Origin of the sequence: Vibrio sp. ArtGut-C1 (assembly GCF_002105475.1) — a bacterium.
Taxonomy (GTDB): domain Bacteria; phylum Pseudomonadota; class Gammaproteobacteria; order Enterobacterales; family Vibrionaceae; genus Vibrio; species Vibrio diabolicus.
Map to the genome: position 1 here is coordinate 135,235 of NZ_NCTH01000011.1, position 15,948 is coordinate 151,182.

Annotated in this window: 13 protein-coding genes and 1 pseudogene; 10 read left to right on the plus strand and 4 right to left on the minus strand. The window is 44.9% G+C overall.

Translation table 11 applies throughout. The features are described 5' to 3' along the window. Positions 1-95: 95 nt before the first annotated feature. Together B7360_RS12115 and B7360_RS12120 are read right to left on the minus strand one after the other, a co-directional pair. Complete coding sequence (locus B7360_RS12115) at positions 96-866, minus strand: tRNA isopentenyl-2-thiomethyl-A-37 hydroxylase MiaE (RefSeq protein WP_085343593.1); 771 nt, start codon at positions 864-866, stop codon at positions 96-98. Positions 867-963: 97 nt separating this feature from the next. Next, the gene (locus tag B7360_RS12120) at positions 964-1,728 is read right to left on the minus strand and encodes a hypothetical protein (RefSeq protein WP_006742886.1); all 765 of its coding nucleotides are present in this window, start codon (positions 1,726-1,728) and stop codon (positions 964-966) included. Positions 1,729-2,041: 313 nt separating this feature from the next. On the opposite strand from B7360_RS12120, the gene cysB reads away from it, so the two are divergent. Next, entirely contained in the window at positions 2,042-3,016 is a 975-nt protein-coding gene (cysB, locus tag B7360_RS12125) for an HTH-type transcriptional regulator CysB (RefSeq protein ID WP_006742885.1), read from the plus strand. Positions 3,017-3,069: 53 nt separating this feature from the next. Next, the gene (locus B7360_RS12130) at positions 3,070-4,266 is read left to right on the plus strand and encodes a methyltransferase (protein WP_085343594.1); all 1,197 of its coding nucleotides are present in this window, start codon (positions 3,070-3,072) and stop codon (positions 4,264-4,266) included. 93 nt (positions 4,267-4,359) lie between these two features. Here B7360_RS12130 and ald read toward each other — a convergent pair whose 3' ends face one another. After that, positions 4,360-5,484, minus strand: a complete 1,125-nt coding sequence (gene ald, locus B7360_RS12135; RefSeq protein ID WP_074191099.1) for an alanine dehydrogenase — start codon at positions 5,482-5,484, stop codon at positions 4,360-4,362. Between the two features lie 156 nt (positions 5,485-5,640). On the opposite strand from ald, the gene lrp reads away from it, so the two are divergent. The 8 genes and pseudogenes from lrp (at position 5,641) to B7360_RS12175 (ending at position 14,581) form a co-directional block, all read left to right on the plus strand. Beyond that, the gene (gene lrp / locus B7360_RS12140; RefSeq protein ID WP_005378234.1) at positions 5,641-6,135 is read left to right on the plus strand and encodes a leucine-responsive transcriptional regulator Lrp; all 495 of its coding nucleotides are present in this window, start codon (positions 5,641-5,643) and stop codon (positions 6,133-6,135) included. 152 nt (positions 6,136-6,287) lie between these two features. Continuing rightward, positions 6,288-9,341 (plus strand): DNA translocase FtsK 4TM domain-containing protein, encoded by a 3,054-nt coding sequence (locus B7360_RS12145; protein ID WP_074191100.1) that lies wholly within the window; start codon positions 6,288-6,290, stop codon positions 9,339-9,341. Positions 9,342-9,415: 74 nt separating this feature from the next. Then, entirely contained in the window at positions 9,416-10,042 is a 627-nt protein-coding gene (lolA, locus tag B7360_RS12150; protein ID WP_074191101.1) for an outer membrane lipoprotein chaperone LolA, read from the plus strand. Further along, positions 10,043-11,398, plus strand: a complete 1,356-nt coding sequence (locus tag B7360_RS12155) for a replication-associated recombination protein A (protein ID WP_031780168.1) — start codon at positions 10,043-10,045, stop codon at positions 11,396-11,398. A gap of 91 nt (positions 11,399-11,489) precedes the next feature. Beyond that, the gene (serS, locus tag B7360_RS12160) at positions 11,490-12,797 is read left to right on the plus strand and encodes a serine--tRNA ligase (RefSeq protein ID WP_053807197.1); all 1,308 of its coding nucleotides are present in this window, start codon (positions 11,490-11,492) and stop codon (positions 12,795-12,797) included. A 206-nt stretch (positions 12,798-13,003) separates the two neighbouring features. Continuing rightward, a complete protein-coding gene (locus B7360_RS12165; protein ID WP_085343595.1) occupies positions 13,004-13,735 on the plus strand; it encodes an ATPase in 732 nt (243 codons plus the stop codon). Continuing rightward, positions 13,729-14,169, plus strand: coding sequence for a hypothetical protein (locus B7360_RS12170; RefSeq protein ID WP_085343596.1), 441 nt, complete (start codon positions 13,729-13,731; stop codon positions 14,167-14,169). The genes B7360_RS12165 and B7360_RS12170 overlap by 7 nt, the downstream gene beginning before the upstream one ends. Positions 14,170-14,306: 137 nt before the next feature. Beyond that, positions 14,307-14,581 (plus strand): annotated as a pseudogene (locus B7360_RS12175) (DksA/TraR family C4-type zinc finger protein). 69 nt (positions 14,582-14,650) lie between these two features. Here the strand turns inward: B7360_RS12175 and bioA are convergent. Continuing rightward, positions 14,651-15,931, minus strand: a complete 1,281-nt coding sequence (bioA, locus tag B7360_RS12180) for an adenosylmethionine--8-amino-7-oxononanoate transaminase (RefSeq protein ID WP_085343597.1) — start codon at positions 15,929-15,931, stop codon at positions 14,651-14,653. Between the last annotated feature and the right edge of the window lie 17 nt (positions 15,932-15,948).

A 15,948-nucleotide genomic window follows, 5' to 3' on the forward strand; every position in this document is an offset into this window, starting at 1 on the left:
CTACAAAAAATAAGCCGGACGAAATGTCCGGCTTATTTATTCTCTGTCTATATAAATAAGTTCAGAGCATGCTCAATCTTGGGAGAATATGCTCGCTAGGCTGGAATACCACTATGGAACTTAAAATCTGTATCTGGCGTAGAAATTAAATCCGCCTCAACTCGACCAAAATAGGCTATGTGTTCGCTGATGTCTTTGCCCGCGATTTGCTCTGCCAATACAAGATAATCTTGATAGTGGCGTGCTTCTGAGCGCAGTAAAGAAACGTAGAATTTTGCGATATCGTCATCCATATGTGGTGCTAGTTTGGCAAAACGCTCACAAGATCGGGCTTCGATGTACGCACCAATGATGAGCTTATCGATCAGCGTTTCCGGTTCATGAGTCTTCATATGCGAAATGAGCCCTTTAGCATAGCGACTTGCTGGAATATTTTTATACTCAATTCCACGACTTTCCATGATCTCTAAAACCTGATAAAAGTGGTGTAACTCCTCTTTAATCAAAAGCACCATTTTATCGATCAAATCTTGGCTGTAAGGTGAGTTGGACTTAGCCATGATCGCTTTGGAAATATAGCTCTTACCTTTTAACGTTTCTAGTGAGCCTACATTGCGATAAGCAAAATCTTCATAGGGTTTAAACCAGTCAAGCAGAGCATGTGAACTGGATTGGTCAACGGCATACTTACGAATTAAAAACATCGCAGATTGGCCAGCTTTTAGCTCACACAGTAGGTGGTCTAATAAAATGGTTTGAAGGTTTTCTGGTTTCTTTGCTTCCTCTACCCATTCATCAGGTGTGCTGCATTGCAGAAATTGGTTAATGGGAGCAAGAAGATCTTGATAGGCGTCTAGATTCATCATTTTAGTTTTAGTACTTCACATTCTAATTGGGCATATCCGCTATCTTACGGATAGAAAAAAGGCTGCGATTGCAGCCTTTACTGACCTTAAGTGAATGTTACCACTTTTTCTTCTCGCCGAAGAGTGCTTCCATGTCATTGTCGCGCTCTTTATCGGCGATCTGCTGCATTTCAGCATCACTTTTATCTTGGCGTTTTTTATCTAGGTCGCCCAGCATGTCTTCAAGCTTCTGTTTCGCTTGAATCGAGTAGGGATCGCTCTTTGTACTCAATGCATCGATACCTTTGCGTAGCAGTTGAAGTGCTGTGCCAGGTTGACCTCGAGCAATAGAGTCGTTTGCTCTTTTGATGACGTTTTCGATGTTGATACGAATCTGCATCGTTTCTAAACGCGCATTTTCAGCGACATAAGTCTGGGTGTCGATACGGCCTTTATTGTGTTCGTTACGGATAGTATCGCGAAGGCGCTTCACCAACTTAAGCATGACGATGGCTTGTTTATCACTGCTCGGCATTTTGAACGTGGTACTCTCGCCAGTGGGACCATTCTCTTTCAGTTGCTCAATCTGTTGCTTCATGTTTTCGATACGTTGAGCAAGTTGCTTATTCTTCGGGTCAAGCTCATGCATGCTTTCTAGCGCGTCAAGAATACGATTGTTTAGACACAGCAACAGCTCCTTGCTAAAAGGGATATGGTGCGCATGACCAATCAACTCTTCAGTGCCATCAATCAAGGCAACATAGCGTGCGGACTCCTGTCTTTTCGCAGTCTCTACCTTGACCTTATACTGCAACATAATGTTATAGCCTAGGATCAACACCAGTAGGATGGCTACCAAAGCGATTATTAAACCAATATTCATATCTTTGCGTCTGCTTTACTTTTCTACGGCTAGCGTTAAAGAATACATGAATCTTATCTTACTCGGCACCCTATTTGTTTGATTATTTTGTCTCTCCCACGTTTTAGCTACTGATAGAAGTCACATCATAGAAATTCAGTCATTTATTGGCTCAACTTTGTGCATATTGTTTCTATGTTGAGGATTATCAGTATGTGATTGAGGTATAAGTTAGAAATTACTGTTCATTTCGATTTGAACGCGTTATAACTAATTATTATATCGCTCGTCCGAGTGGCCAATAAATTCTCTCATGAACAAGTAAGGGATTACGATGAAACTGCAGCAGCTGAAGTATATTGTTGAGGTTGTAAACCATAATCTGAATGTATCCGCGACGGCAGAAAGCTTGTATACCTCTCAGCCAGGTATCAGTAAACAGGTTCGGTTGCTGGAAGATGAGTTAGGCATTCAGATTTTTGAACGTAGCGGTAAGCACTTAACACAGGTGACACCTGCTGGTGAAGAAATTGTACGTATCTCTCAAGAAATTCTCGCTCGTGTAGAAAGTATCAAAGCTGTAGCAGGGGAGCACACCCACCCAGAAATGGGGACGCTGAATATCACCACGACACATACGCAAGCGCGTTATGCTTTGCCGGATGTCATCAAAGGTTTCACTTCTCGCTACCCAAAAGTGTCATTACACATGCATCAAGGTACGCCGTCACAAATGTCTGAGGCAATTGCTAAAGGTACGGCGAACTTTGCGATTGCGACAGAAGCGCTTCACTTATATCAAGATGCCATCATGCTGCCTTGTTATCACTGGAACCGTTCAATTGTCGTGCCTAAAGATCATCCATTAGCGAAGAAAGATAAGGTAACGATCAGCGATCTTGCCGCTTATCCATTGGTCACTTATGTGTTTGGTTTTACGGGCCGTTCAGAGTTAGATACCGCATTTAATCGTGAAGGTTTAACCCCGAGAGTGGTGTTCACTGCAACTGATGCGGACGTTATTAAAACGTATGTTCGCATGGGTATTGGTGTTGGTGTGATTGCGAGCATGGCTGTGGATGAAGAGCAGGACAGCGATTTAGTCGCAATAGATGCGAGCCATTTATTCGGGGCTAGTACGACAAGTATTGGCTTCCGTCGCGGCACATTCCTGCGCTCATACATGTTCGATTTTATGGAACGCTTTGCTCCTCATTTAACTCGCCCAGTGGTAGAGCAGGCGATTTCGTTGAAATCTAATGCAGAAATCGAAGAGATGTTTAAAGACATCGAGCTCCCGGTGAGATAACACTTCATTGATGTTTCGATTCCCTCTACAATGCGCTCGTTGTAGGGGGAGTTATGAAAACGCAATTTCAATTTATTAATGACTGCTTATTGGAAAACGAATCGCTATGGCGGTTTGAACCATTTAAAAGTAGCATTCACACCGCATTACCTTGGCAAGAGCAACACCCTCAGTTGTGCCAGTGGTTAGTGTCTCTTTCTCCCTCTCAAATCGAAGAGTATAAAGCGGAACCTGAACTCGCCTTAAAAGCGATAAGCGCGTTCGTGCCTCAACTCGAACAACTCGCTTATCACACGCGTTTAGAGTCTTTAACCTTAAATGGTTTGGCACTCGCTCGTGGTTTAGAAAACGGCATTCCCGGACGTAAGCTGGAGCAAATCAGCTCGATGGGTGAAGCTGCAATTCAACAACACTGTGGCGAAGAATGGTTAGAGTGGTGTTCAGGGAAAGGTTATTTAGGACGAATCCTGGCAACACAAACCGATCAGCCTGTGACCAGTTTCGAATATCAACAAGTACTGTGTGATTCGGGGCAACAAGCTGCGAATGAACACCATTGGAAAATGACGTTTATTCAAGGTGACGCGTTCGATAGCAAAGCAAAAGCGGTATTCAAGCCAACGCAACACGCGGTGGCACTGCATGCGTGTGGTGACCTCCATGTTCGTCTAATGCAGTACGGCAGTGAGAGTGGGATTGCTGCGATGACCATCTCACCTTGTTGTTATCACTTGATTCAGTCGGAACAATACCAGCCGATGTCGAAACCGGGGAGGGTTTCTTCTCTCTCATTGTCTAAGCAAGAACTGCGTATCCCGTTACAGCAAACGGTGACAGGGGGAGAGCGTGTACGTCGCCATCGTCAGCAGGAAATGGTGTTTCGTCTTGGCTTCGATTTGATTACTCGACGAGCGTTAGGCATGGCAGAGTACCAACCTGTCCCCAGTATTCGTAAGTCGCAATTAAGTGAAGGCTTTGAATCTTTGTGTCGCTGGGCGGCGGAGCAGAAAGGTATCGTTCTTTCTCAAGAAATCGATTTCGATCATTTTGAAAAGTTAAGCGAACAACGCTTCTGGCAAATGGAGAGAATGAGCTTAGTGCAACTGGTTTTTCAACGTCCATTGGAGATCTGGCTCGCATTGGACAAAGCACTTTATCTTGAAGAACGTGGTTATCGTGTTAGATTGTCAGAGTTTTGCCCTAAATCAGTTACACCTAGAAATATTTTAATTTGCGCATATAAGAATTAGTTATTTTTTATAGCTAAACGCTCTATATGAAAAAGCCCACTTATGCGTGGGCTTTTGTAAATAAAACGTGACAAATTGTGTTTTATTTTGTCATTAATTGAACATAGCGATAGCTTGAGTTGGTTCAATGTATTCCAAGTCAAAGCTTTCTGCTACTTCTTTACATGTTACTTTTCCGTGAATAACGTTTAGACCTTCAAGGAAGCCTTTGTCTTCTAGAAGTGCCTCACGGTAGCCTTTGTTTGCGAGTTTCACAATGTAAGGGAGTGTTGCATTGTTCAATGCGAAAGTTGAAGTACGTGCAACCGCACCAGGCATATTTGCTACGCAGTAGTGAACCACTTCATCAACGATGTAAGTTGGATCTGCGTGGGTTGTTGCGTGAGATGTCTCGAAACAGCCACCTTGGTCAATAGCCACGTCAACCACTGCCGCACCCGGTTTCATCTTAGCAATGTGCTCTTTTGTTACCAGCTTAGGCGCAGCTGCTCCAGGAATTAGAACGGCACCGATAACAAGGTCAGCTTCTAGAACATGCTTCTCGATAGCGTCTTCAGTAGAATAAACCACTTTAGCGCGACCTTGGAACTCTTCGTCAAGCTTACGAAGTGTATCTACGTTGCGGTCTAGAATGGTTACGTCAGCGCGAAGACCAACAGCCATGCGGGCTGCGTTTGCACCAACAACACCACCACCAACGATGACGACTTTCGCTGGCTCAACACCAGGAACGCCACCTAGAAGTAAACCACGACCCCCGTGTGATTTTTCTAGAGTTTGGGCTCCAGCTTGGATAGACATACGACCTGCCACTTCTGACATTGGTGCTAACAGTGGCAAACGACCCATATTATCTGTTACAGTCTCATAGGCTATACAGACAGCTTTGCTCTTGATTAGCTCATCAGTTTGTGGAAAATCTGGTGCTAGGTGTAAATAAGTAAATAAAATTTGCCCTTCGCGGAGCATTGCTCTCTCTACTGCTTGGGGTTCTTTTACTTTTACAATCATGTCTGCTTGCGCGAATACGTCTGCAGCATGAGGGAGAATGGATGCGCCGACAGCGATGTAATCATCGTCTGAAAAACCAATGCCGGCACCTGCATTGGTCTCAACTAAAACTTGGTGACCATGTGAGATGAGTTCTCTCACGCTTGCTGGGATCATACCAACACGATATTCGTGGTTCTTGATTTCCTTAGGTACGCCAATGATCATCCTGTATCCTCTTTCTATAATGGTTGTATTAACTGTTTGTAGGGTGTTATTGTCGAATTAATAACTAGTATAGTTATAGATTTGTAAAATTTGGCACCAAATATTAAAAAGTTGTAGTATATTTTTTTGCAAGGAAGTAATAAGGTGGAATAAAAAATGGCAGACAACTATAAAAAGCCGTCCAAGGAACTAGACCGTATCGACCGCAACATTCTTAATGAACTGCAGAAAGACGGTCGTATTTCAAACGTTGAGCTTTCAAAACGTGTGGGACTTTCTCCAACGCCATGTTTGGAGCGTGTACGTCGCTTAGAGCGTCAGGGTTACATCACAGGATACACTGCATTATTGAATCCGCAGTTCCTGGATGCGTCACTATTAGTATTCGTTGAGATTACACTAAACCGTGGTGCGCCGGATGTATTTGAGCAGTTTAACTCAGCTGTTCAAAAGCTAGACGACATACAAGAGTGTCATCTTGTATCAGGTGACTTTGACTATCTTCTTAAAACCCGTGTATCAGATATGGGGGCTTACCGCCGACTATTGGGCGATACGTTACTACGCCTACCTGGCGTAAATGACACTCGCACATACGTTGTAATGGAAGAAGTGAAACAATCTAACCAGCTTGTGATCAAAACTCGTTAATTTCTTGCAAAGAAAGCGGTATATGCTTCCGCTTTCGCCAGAGAGTAATTGGGTTTTTCTCTTTGATATGGTTAAATCAATTTACCGAGCGGCTTGATGCCGCTCGGAATGTTTTGCAATTTCCTATTTCATTTCCATATTCAAGTTGATTTATGTTCAAAGAGAACGCAAAGAAAGTCGAAACCATTATCAAAACCAGTGAAGAGCCCCAGTCTTCACGCTTAAATGGCTTCCAACGCTTAAAAGAGTGCTGCTTTATCGTTGGCGTTCTTAGCTCGGTATTGCTTGCGGTTGCACTATTTACCTTCAGTCCGGCCGATCCTTCCTGGTCCCAAACCGCATGGGGAGGGGAGATCGACAATGCTGGTGGCCTTTTCGGCGCTTGGCTTGCGGACACACTATTCTTCACATTTGGCTCTCTCGCTTATCCCATCCCTTTCTTGCTAGCTGCGGCTGCATGGGTGATTTGCCGTAAACGAGGAGAAGATGAGCCAATTGATTTCATGTTATGGGGTACGAGGTTACTCGGCCTTGTCGTCCTTATAATGACTAGCTGTGGTCTAGCCGATATTAATTTTGATGATATTTGGTATTTCTCGTCCGGTGGTGTCGTCGGGGACGTGTTGTCTAGCCTAGCTTTACCTACATTGAATGTACTTGGCACGACATTGGTACTGCTGTTCTTATGGGGAGCGGGTTTTACTCTCTTTACTGGCATCTCATGGCTTAATATTGTGGAGTGGCTTGGTGATCGTGCATTAGCGCTAATTGCGGCGCTTGCAAATAAGATAAGAGGCTCTGAGCAAGAAGTTTTAGAACCTCAGTTAGATGAGTTCGTGGAAGATAAAGTCTCTACGCCTAGACATAACGTAGACCATGACATTGATGATGAACCGCTTCCTCATTTAACGGCGTTCGATGTCGATGAGCCGAAAGAATCGGCGCCTGCGCATGAGTATCCTATTTATATGCCGCAAGCTAAACCTGAGAAACCAGCGGAACAAATGATGGTGGAACCGACGCCACCACAACACAAGGCTACGGTTAATGCTGCGCCAGTTTATGCTCAACCTGAGCACCAAACGCAACCTGTCCATGCGGTGAATACTGATAACGTTGATCCGCTTCTTGAGCGTACCAAGCAGCTGAATGTCACGATAGAAGAGCTTGAAGCTGCAGCGCAACAAGCAGATGACTGGGGAACTGAAGAACAGGTAGCCCCATCATTTGCAGACACTTACTCTTCCTATGTAGAGCAACATACAGCTACAGAAGAACCGAACAGTGTTGAACCAGATTATGCGGAGTACGAACAATTTGAAGCAGAGCAAGTACAGCAGCCAAGTATTGAGCATCCTGTGCATGAAGAGCCTGTAATTGATTCCGCTGCGCTAGATAGCATCACGGAGCAAACAGAATCGAGTCAACACATTGAACCTACGATCTCTGATTTTGACGTGTTAGACGATGAAGACGAAGTGGAGTCACAGTCTATACAACAAGTACAGCCAGCTCCAACAACACCTCATCAGCAAGTGGCAACACCTTCAACAACATTTGAACCTGCACTTCAAAAAGCGGAGGTTGAAGAGGTTCAAGACGGCGACGAAGATGTAGCGGCATTCCAAGACATGGTTTCTAGTGCGCAAGCCAAAGTAGCAGCGACACAGAACCCATTTTTGGTACAGAAAGAAGAAAACTTGCCTGTTCCAGAAGAACCACTTCCAACGCTCGAGTTGCTTTACCATCCAGAAAAACGCGAAAACTTTATCGACCGAGATGCGCTAGAGCAGGTCGCTCGATTGGTTGAGAGCAAGCTAGCGGACTACAAAATCAAAGCCGACGTGGTGGGGATTTATCCTGGTCCAGTGATCACTCGTTTTGAGCTTGATTTGGCGCCGGGGGTAAAAGTAAGCCGTATTTCTGGTCTTTCAACTGACTTAGCGCGTGCATTGTCTGCAATGGCTGTACGTGTTGTAGAAGTAATCCCTGGCAAGCCTTACATCGGTTTGGAACTGCCAAACATGAGCCGTCAGACGGTCTATTTATCTGATGTAATCAGTAGTCCTCAGTTTGAGCAAGCAACGTCACCCACAACGGTTGTGTTAGGTCAAGACATTGCGGGCGAAGCTGTTGTGGCCGATCTCGCGAAGATGCCTCACGTGCTAGTAGCAGGTACAACAGGTTCTGGTAAGTCGGTGGGTGTGAACGTGATGATTTTGAGCATGCTGTATAAAGCTGGCCCAGAAGATGTACGCTTCATCATGATTGATCCGAAAATGCTAGAGCTTTCTATTTACGAAGGTATCCCTCATCTTCTTTCTGAAGTTGTGACTGATATGAAAGACGCATCAAACGCTCTACGTTGGTGTGTGGGTGAGATGGAACGTCGTTATAAATTGATGTCGGCATTGGGCGTTCGTAATGTGAAAGGCTTTAACGAGAAGTTGAAGATGGCGGCAGAAGCGGGTCACCCAATTCATGATCCATTCTGGCAAGAAGGCGACAGTATGGATACGGAACCGCCATTGTTAGAAAAACTGCCTTACATCGTTGTTGTTGTCGATGAATTTGCTGACCTGATGATGGTGGTGGGTAAGAAGGTAGAAGAACTGATTGCACGCTTGGCACAAAAGGCGCGTGCGGCAGGTATTCATTTAATTCTTGCGACTCAGCGTCCATCGGTGGATGTTATCACGGGTCTGATTAAAGCGAATATTCCAACTCGTGTTGCGTTTACGGTATCGACTAAAACAGACTCCCGTACGATTCTAGACCAAGGTGGTGCAGAATCACTGCTTGGTATGGGTGATATGTTGTATCTACCGCCGGGCTCAAGTCATACAACTCGTGTCCACGGTGCATTTGCATCAGATGATGATGTTCATGCTGTTGTAAACAACTGGAAAGCGCGTGGTAAACCGAACTACATTGAAGAGATCATCAGCGGAGATCAAAGTCCAGAAAGCTTATTGCCAGGTGAGCAAATGGAAGCGGATGAAGATGTGGATCCACTCTTCGATCAAGTCGTTGAGCACGTAGTTCAGTCACGTCGAGGCTCTGTTTCTGGCGTACAGCGTCGATTTAAGATCGGTTACAACCGTGCCGCCCGTATTGTTGAGCAACTCGAAGCGCAAGGTATCGTGAGTGCACCGGGTCACAACGGTAACCGCGAAGTTTTAGCTCCTGCGCCGCCAAAAGATTAATGAACTTGTTTTACTCACTTCAGTCCAACTGAGGTGAGTAACTTTAGGTCTTTGACCCTCTGATAGGTATCTGAATGAAAAAACGATTTTCAGCGAAATTTTTCTCAGCGCTAGTTTTAAGTGTTTCTTTCTTCTCAGCTGCGAATGCAGCATCTCCAAAAGATGAACTCAATAAACGTCTCGCAATGAACGAGGGTTTCAGTGCCGATTTCTCCCAACAAGTGATCAGCCCTGAAGGTGAAACGGTAATGGAAGGTGAGGGCACGGTTGAAATCGCTCGTCCAAGTTTGTTCCGTTGGAGTACGACTTTCCCAGATGAAAACCTTTTAATATCTGACGGTAAGACGTTGTGGTATTACAGCCCATTCATTGAACAAGTAAGCATTTACTGGCAAGAGCAAGCGACCGAGCAAACACCATTTGTGCTGTTAACTCGCAATAGAGCAAGCGATTGGGATAACTATAAGATTTCTCAGAAAGGTAATGAGTTTACGCTCATTCCAACGGCAATTGACTCTACTCAAGGCCAATTCCAAATTAATATTGATACAAAAGGCGTAGTGAAAGGCTTTAACGTCATTGAGCAAGATGGTCAGAAAGGGCTGTTTACTTTTAGTAATGTTAAGCTTGGTAAACCAAAGGTAGACAGATTTACATTCACAATTCCAGATGGCGTGGAAGTGGATGACCAAAGGAATTAATTGGTAGTGAGTAATTACACGTTAGATTTCTCAGGGGACGAAGATTTTCGTCCCCTTGCTGCTCGTATGAGACCACAAACAATCGAACAGTATATTGGGCAGCAGCATATTTTAGGTCCGGGTAAACCCCTACGCCGAGCGCTAGAGGCTGGACACATTCACTCGATGATTTTATGGGGACCACCAGGCACAGGCAAAACGACATTAGCGGAAGTGGCAGCAAACTATGCCAACGCCGAAGTTGAGCGTGTATCTGCGGTGACGTCTGGCGTTAAAGAGATCCGTGCTGCGATCGACAAAGCGCGTGAGAACAAAATGGCAGGTCGCCGCACTATCTTATTCGTGGATGAGGTGCATCGCTTTAACAAATCGCAGCAAGATGCGTTTTTACCGCATATTGAAGACGGTACGGTTACGTTTATCGGTGCGACCACAGAGAACCCTTCGTTTGAGTTAAACAACGCATTACTCTCGCGTGCTCGCGTTTATAAGTTGACTTCTCTTGGCCAGAGCGAAATATCGCTGGCGCTTGATCAAGCGATTAACGACAAAGATCGCGGCTTGGGGAATATACCAGCACATTTCGCCGATAACGTACTAGATCGCCTAGCAGAGCTAGTTAACGGTGATGCTCGCATGTCTCTCAACTACCTTGAGCTGCTATACGATATGGCAGAAGACAATGCGCAGGGTGAAAAAGAAATCACGCTTAAGTTGCTTGCGGAAGTGGCGGGAGAAAAGGTCTCTCGCTTTGATAACAAAGGTGATATCTGGTACGACTTAATCTCTGCGGTTCACAAATCCATTCGTGGTTCAAATCCAGACGCCGCTTTGTATTGGGCTGCACGTATGATCGCTGCAGGTTGTGATCCGCTCTACATCGCTCGCCGATTACTTGCGATAGCATCGGAAGATGTCGGCAATGCGGACCCTAGAGCCATGCAAGTTGCACTCTCCGCGTGGGACTGTTTTACACGCGTTGGTCCAGCAGAAGGTGAACGCGCGATTGCGCAGGCGATCGTTTACTTAGCGTGCGCGCCAAAAAGTAATGCGGTGTACGTGGCATGGAAACAAGCGCTCACAGATGCTCATAACTTACCTGAATATGAAGTGCCTCATCACCTTCGAAATGCACCTACCAGTTTGATGAAAGACATGGGTTATGGAGCAGAGTATCGTTATGCTCACGATGAGCCGGGTGCCTATGCAGCCGGTGAGCAATATTTGCCACCAGAAATGGCGGATCGTAAGTATTATCAGCCAACAAATCGCGGTCTAGAAACCAAAATCGGCGAAAAGTTAGATTACTTGGCTAAATTAGACGCAAATAGCCAACAAAAGCGCTATGAAAAGTAGGCGTTTTTGGATACATTTGTTCAGTAAATTTTTTTAACGCGTACGCTTGGAAAGTGCGCGTGATTTCACAACAAAAAGCATAGGATTAACAATGCTGGATTCTAAATTACTTCGTACAGAGCTGGATGAAACAGCTGCTAAACTGGCGCGTCGTGGCTTTAAGCTAGACGTAGAGACTATTCGTAAACTTGAAGAACAACGTAAGTCCATTCAAGTAGAAGTAGAAAATTTACAATCCACGCGTAACTCCATCTCCAAGCAAATCGGCCAAAAAATGGCAGCTGGCGACAAAGAAGGCGCAGAAGAGATCAAGAAGCAAATCGGTACTCTAGGTAGCGATCTTGATGCGAAGAAAGTTGAACTTGAGCAAGTAATGGCTCAACTAGACGAATTCACGCTTTCTGTACCAAACATCCCTGCTGATGAAGTGCCAGATGGTAAAGATGAAAACGACAACGTCGAAATCTCTCGTTGGGGTGAGCCTAAGACTTACGACTTCGAACTAAAAGACCATGTTGACCTAGGTGAAATGGGTGGCGGTCTAGACTTCGCAAGTGCAGTTAAGATCACTGGCGCACGTTTCATCGTGATGAAAGGCCAATTTGCTCGTCTACACCGTGCAATCGCTCAGTTCATGCTAGATCTTCACACAGAAGAACATGGCTACACTGAAATGTACGTACCTTACCTAGTAAACTCTGACAGCCTATTCGGTACTGGTCAGCTTCCTAAGTTCGGTAAAGACCTTTTCCACACAGAGCCTCTAGCGGAAAAAGTAAACGACGAAGAGCCACGTAAACTGTCTCTAATCCCTACGGCAGAAGTACCTGTAACAAACCTAGTTCGTGACACGATTTCTGACGAAGCGGATCTACCAATCAAGATGACAGCTCACACGCCGTGTTTCCGTTCAGAAGCGGGTTCATACGGTCGTGATACTCGTGGTTTGATTCGTATGCACCAGTTCGACAAAGTTGAGCTAGTACAAATCACGAAGCCAGAAGATTCAATGAATGCGCTAGAAGAGCTAACAGGTCACGCTGAGAAAGTTCTACAACTTCTAGAGCTTCCTTACCGTAAAGTGGTTCTTTGTACAGGTGACATGGGCTTCGGCGCTCGTAAAACTTACGACCTAGAAGTTTGGGTTCCTGCTCAAGAAACTTACCGTGAAATCTCTTCATGTTCTAACATGTGGGACTTCCAAGCTCGTCGTATGCAAGCGCGTTTCCGTCGTAAAGGCGAGAAGAAACCTGAGCTTGTACACACGCTAAACGGTTCTGGTCTAGCAGTTGGTCGTACCATGGTTGCTATCCTAGAAAACAACCAAGAAGCAGACGGTCGCATTGCAATCCCTGCAGTACTTCAGAAGTACATGGGCGGCGCAACGCACATCGGTTAGTGCATTAGCCACTAGAACACCAAAACCCAGCCATAGTGCTGGGTTTTTTGTTATTTGCGTCGAGTGAAAATACGTTGTTATGTAATTAGCACACGCAATAGTGAAGAGCTCGCCCAGAATCTGGCAGTACGAGACAAATGATATTTTTCTAAACGGTTTTTCACGTGACAAGCTAATGGCATCATTTGCCCTTGTTGTTAAACGTTATGCCAGTAAATCATCTTTCATTGCTTGTTATTTTTGCGCTTACTTTGCTCGTTAGTAAGAGTGTTATCGCAAGTGAACTTATTCAGCCTCAATACTTAGATAGTGAGCGAACCGATCGCTTTTTCGCGCGCGAAATAGCGCAACCTTCCAAAGAAAATATGCAACTTCGTAACTCACTCGATTGGGGCTATGAACTTGAATTGAAACGTGCATCTGATGAAGAAAAACTAGTATCTAATTGCCAAGACTTAGCTACGGCAAACTCTACGGGCTTTACTGCGGCAAAAGCCTATGAATACGGCGCGTTTAAAGCATATTTAACTCAGTGCCAAACATGGAGTGAGATGGCAAAGTTAGCTGCCTCTAAGCGCTCATTTATATCAGACTTTAAGTTAGACGATACCTTTCCTAATTTCGCTCCAAGTGCACTTGCTTTTGTTATTTCTGACGAAAGTGCAGAGAAAGCAACGACACTATCAACGTGGGATGAAGCAGACCATATCCAAAGAACTCAGGTCATCAGTGAAGTCAGAGCAGAGTATTACGATTCGACTGATGGCTTTCAGGTTATTACCGTTACCGCAAAAGGTGATTACAACGCTGACGGCATCGAGGATATCGTTATTGAGAAAGAGAATAGTGTACTCAGTGGCTCGTATTCATCTTCACACGGATATGTATTAACCCGTATGTCTGAACAAGCGCTATTTACAGTGTTGGCTGAATGGTAATGAAACGATTGGCAGTCACTTTGGGTTTAAGTGTTGCGATGATGAGCACGTTTGCTGTTGCTAACACCTCGCCCAGAAAAGTCTTTGAATGCTCAGTGAACCAAACTATGAACTTTAGTATTTTTATAGAGCAAGGCAAAGGTGGGATTATCTTTAATGAGTCCATTGAGAATCAAAGCTCTGTTTTACAGCGGATAAAACCTCAAGATTATCGTGTTGAACATTATCATCGAGCGTTGGTAGATGAGAAGTCTTTGGAATTTAGTATTGGTGAGCGCGTCATATTAGTCAGTGAGTACTTTAGCGAGGAGTTTGGTGAGGTAGAGAAGATACTCAGTGTTACTTTGAGAGAGCCTGAGCAAACGCAGTACTTTGAATGTGAGGAAGGGAGTATGAGTAACCTTGCATTGCTTTTCCATGAGAGTGCCGAATAATCGATTGCAGAGTAATTATTACCAAAGCGTAATAGTGTTTTCGAATTTACCCTAATTATCTTATTATTTGTAATCGATATAATCATCCACCTTACCACGGTAAGTAGATTTTCTCACTCAAGTAACGAGGAGGGCTTATGGCCGTAGGGTGGGCAAACGACGATAGCGTCAGCCAACAAATTCAAAACACAATAGACGACGAAATTTCCCGTGTTCGTGGCAGTATCACAAAGGGTGAGAGCGCCTATTACCCTATTACTGCGATGAGTGTGGTGATGAGATTCCGGAAGCGCGTCGTCTTGCAATGAAAGGCGTTCGTTTGTGTATCGAATGTCAGTCAACTATCGAATTGGTCTCTCAACGCCAAGTATTATTTAATCGACGAGCGAGTAAAGACAGTCAACTTCGATAGCTTTACTGCTCTAATAAATAACGAGACGGTTTGAGTATCATACTCAAACCGTTTTCATGTTGAATTGAACTATGAAGCGAAGCAGTCTTTGCGTTGTAACGCAGCATCAATAGCATTCACTAACTTTTCAATATCTTCCGGCTTGCTGATGAACGGCGGCATCATATAAATCAGTTTGCCAAATGGACGAATCCAAACACCGTGCTCAACAAAGAGAGCCTGGATGGTTTCCATATTCACAGGGCGATGCGTCTCCACTACGCCAATAGCACCCAACCAACGGGTGTTTTTCACCAAGTCGTATTCTTCAAGTTTTGGTAGTAACTCAGAAAACAGCGTTTCAATTTGTTGGGTTTGTTGCTTCCAATCACCTTGCTCGATCAATTCCAAACTTGCAGTAGCTACAGCACAAGCGAGTGGATTCCCCATAAAGGTTGGACCGTGCATAAAACAACCAGCATCACCACCACAAACAGTGTCTGCTACGTGTTTGCTCGCGAGGGTCGCAGAGAGGGTCATGTAGCCGCCTGTGAGTGCTTTCCCGACACACAAAATGTCTGGTTGAATATCTGCATGTTCGCAGGCAAACAATTTGCCTGTGCGTCCAAAACCGGTAGCGATCTCATCTGCAATCAATAACAAACCGTATTTGTCGCAAAGTCTACGCACGCCTTTGAGAAATTCTGGATGGTAGATGCGCATGCCACCTGCGCCTTGAACGATAGGCTCTAGGATCACCGCAGCGAGTTCTTGATGATGTGTTTCAATCTTGTGCTCAAAGTCAGCAAGATCTTCAGATTTCCACTCATCCCAAAAGCCACAAGTTGGCGACTCCGCAAAGATATGCTCAGGCAGAAAGCCTTTGTAGAGAGAGTGCATGGAGTTATCAGGATCGGTTACCGACATGGCCGCAAAGGTGTCACCGTGATAACCGTGTCGTAAAGTAAGAAACTTCGGTCGGCGTTCACCTTTTGCATGCCAATATTGCAGTGCCATTTTTAAGCTGACTTCTACGGCAACGGAGCCTGAATCGGCAAGGAATACATGTTCAAGATTACTTGGCGCTAGGGGTAGCAACTTCTTACACAAACTGATTGCTGGCTGGTGGGTAATCCCGCCAAACATCACGTGAGAGACTTGATCGATTTGCTGGTGAGCCGCTTGATTTAAGTGCGGATGGTTATAGCCGTGGATCGTCGACCACCAAGAAGACATGCCATCGATAAGCTCAGTACCGTCTTCCAATTTAATGTGAACACCACTTGCTGATTCTACTGGGTAGCAGGTCAGAGGTGTTAATGTCGAAGTGTAAGGATGCCAGATATGCTGGCGGTCGAAGGCGAGATCCATGTGCGATTCCAATAACA

Bases quoted from the DNA above. Each gene is read 5' to 3' on its own strand.
- B7360_RS12115 (WP_085343593.1), bottom strand. From the start codon at position 866: ATGATGAATCTAGACGCCTATCAAGATCTTCTTGCTCCCATTAACCAA.
- B7360_RS12120 (WP_006742886.1), bottom strand. From the start codon at position 1,728: ATGAATATTGGTTTAATAATCGCTTTGGTAGCCATCCTACTGGTGTTG.
- cysB (WP_006742885.1), top strand. From the start codon at position 2,042: ATGAAACTGCAGCAGCTGAAGTATATTGTTGAGGTTGTAAACCATAAT.
- B7360_RS12130 (WP_085343594.1), top strand. From the start codon at position 3,070: ATGAAAACGCAATTTCAATTTATTAATGACTGCTTATTGGAAAACGAA.
- ald (WP_074191099.1), bottom strand. From the start codon at position 5,484: ATGATCATTGGCGTACCTAAGGAAATCAAGAACCACGAATATCGTGTT.
- lrp (WP_005378234.1), top strand. From the start codon at position 5,641: ATGGCAGACAACTATAAAAAGCCGTCCAAGGAACTAGACCGTATCGAC.
- B7360_RS12145 (WP_074191100.1), top strand. From the start codon at position 6,288: ATGTTCAAAGAGAACGCAAAGAAAGTCGAAACCATTATCAAAACCAGT.
- lolA (WP_074191101.1), top strand. From the start codon at position 9,416: ATGAAAAAACGATTTTCAGCGAAATTTTTCTCAGCGCTAGTTTTAAGT.
- serS (WP_053807197.1), top strand. From the start codon at position 11,490: ATGCTGGATTCTAAATTACTTCGTACAGAGCTGGATGAAACAGCTGCT.
- B7360_RS12165 (WP_085343595.1), top strand. From the start codon at position 13,004: ATGCCAGTAAATCATCTTTCATTGCTTGTTATTTTTGCGCTTACTTTG.
- B7360_RS12170 (WP_085343596.1), top strand. From the start codon at position 13,729: ATGGTAATGAAACGATTGGCAGTCACTTTGGGTTTAAGTGTTGCGATG.
- bioA (WP_085343597.1), bottom strand. From the start codon at position 15,931: ATGGATCTCGCCTTCGACCGCCAGCATATCTGGCATCCTTACACTTCG.